This is a genomic window from Fictibacillus sp. 5RED26, assembly GCF_015903895.1.
Lineage (GTDB): Bacteria > Bacillota > Bacilli > Bacillales > Fictibacillaceae > Fictibacillus > Fictibacillus phosphorivorans.
The window spans coordinates 1-1661 of record NZ_JACZDU010000019.1 but is presented as its reverse complement, the minus strand read 5'-3'; the positions used below and the strand labels follow the sequence as shown (position 1 = coordinate 1661).

At 37.1% G+C, this 1661-nt stretch carries 1 protein-coding gene; it reads right to left on the bottom strand.

Annotated elements, in window-relative coordinates; all coding sequences use genetic code 11:
* Positions 1–45: 45 nt before the first annotated feature.
* Positions 46–1595, bottom strand: a protein-coding gene (locus IHV10_RS23160; protein ID WP_370568613.1) for an IS3 family transposase whose coding sequence is annotated in 2 segments (ribosomal slippage) — positions 46–971 and positions 971–1595 — 1551 coding nt in all. Because the reading frame shifts where the segments join, the coding sequence is not laid out codon by codon here.
* Positions 1596–1661: the final 66 nt, after the last annotated feature.

The window sequence follows — 1661 nt, the reverse complement described above, 5'->3', positions numbered from 1 at the left end:
TGAACTGCACCCCGTCAAGTAGACAGTAAAAATAATAAAAACCAACTAAGAGGCTTCAGCTCTATATTCTATAGGGCTGAGGCCGTTTAATCGTTTTTGATATCTTTCATAATTATAAAAATGGATATACTCATCTATCGCTATAGACAGGTTTTCAAATGTCTCAAATTTATGTAAGTAATACTTTTCACACTTGAGGGTTCCCCAGAATGATTCCATTGGTCCATTATCTATACATCTACCCACACGTGACATGCTTTGAGTCATTTGGGCTTGATCCACCTTGCGTTTGAACCCATGAGAAGTGTACTGAAATCCTCGATCACTGTGAATAAGTGGTTGTTCTTCCTCTAACTGTTCTATTGCTTGGTCTAGCGTTTTGAACACGAGGCTATTATTATTCGAATGTCCTACTACATAGCTTACGATTGATCCATCATACAAATCTAAAATGGCACTTAGATAAGCTTTCTTTTGTGAACCATATTTGAATTCTGTGACATCCGTTACCCATTTTGTATTTTTCTTTTCTGCTGTGAATTCACGATTTAACACATTCTCCGCCACATGTTGGGGGATAGAACGCTTATATCTACTCTTCTTTTTTCGAATGACGCACTGTATATCCGCAACCCTCATCAGCCTATAAATCCGTTTAGGATTAAATTTCTTGTTTAAGATTCGGTTTATATTCATTGTCATTCGACGATACCCATAGATGCCCTCCACTTTCTTATGGAGAGCTTTCAGCTCTTTTATAATCTCATTATTCTGACGCTCTTGCTTAGAAGGCATTCGTTTTAGCCACTTATAATAGGCAGCTCGTGAGAGACCTGCGATTTCACAAAGCAAAAGAATACTTACTTTTTCTTTAACATGTAGTTCCTGGATGGCCATATATTTATTTTCATTTGGTATATAGACTACTTTTGCCTCCTTTCGATCTCCTCTAACTTTTTTAAGAATGCATTTTCCGCCCGTAATCGTTCATTCTCTCGTTCTAATCTTTTCATCTGTAACTTAAATGCCTCATCAGGTGTTAACTCGTTTTCTTGCTTTGTTCTTCCACGCTTATCTTTAAGCGCTTCATCTCCATCTTTTTCATACTTCTTAACCCATTGATACACCTGTTGGTAGGAGACCTCGTATGTTTCAGCTTTTTTCTGATAATCCTTCCCGTTCTCCAAACAATCAAGTACAATCTGTCTACGTTCACCCCATGTTGTTTTTCTTCCTTTAGTCATAGAACTCGTCCTCCCCATAGACGTACCCTTTAATTCTCTATAACTATTATACGTCTTAATCCATTCCTGGAGGACCGATCTACTTGAAATACCATACATTCTTATAAGTTCATTCTGAGAGTATTGACCTGACAAATAATCCCTAACAGCTCTGACCTTGAGCTCTTTAGAATAAGACTTCCAGGGACTTGAGGATCTAAGACCTTCCATTCCATATCTCTCAAATTGCTCAATCCATTTCTTAAGAGAGGTCTTGGCTATCTCAAACTTTTTACAATGCTCTTTTATTGTAAATTCGCCCTCTTTATAAGTAGATAAGACTGTGTATTTAAACTCTTTAGAATACCCCATAAAAAAACTCCCCTTAAGATAAACAGACTTTTTATTTCATCTGTCTACCTTAAGGGGAGCATATCA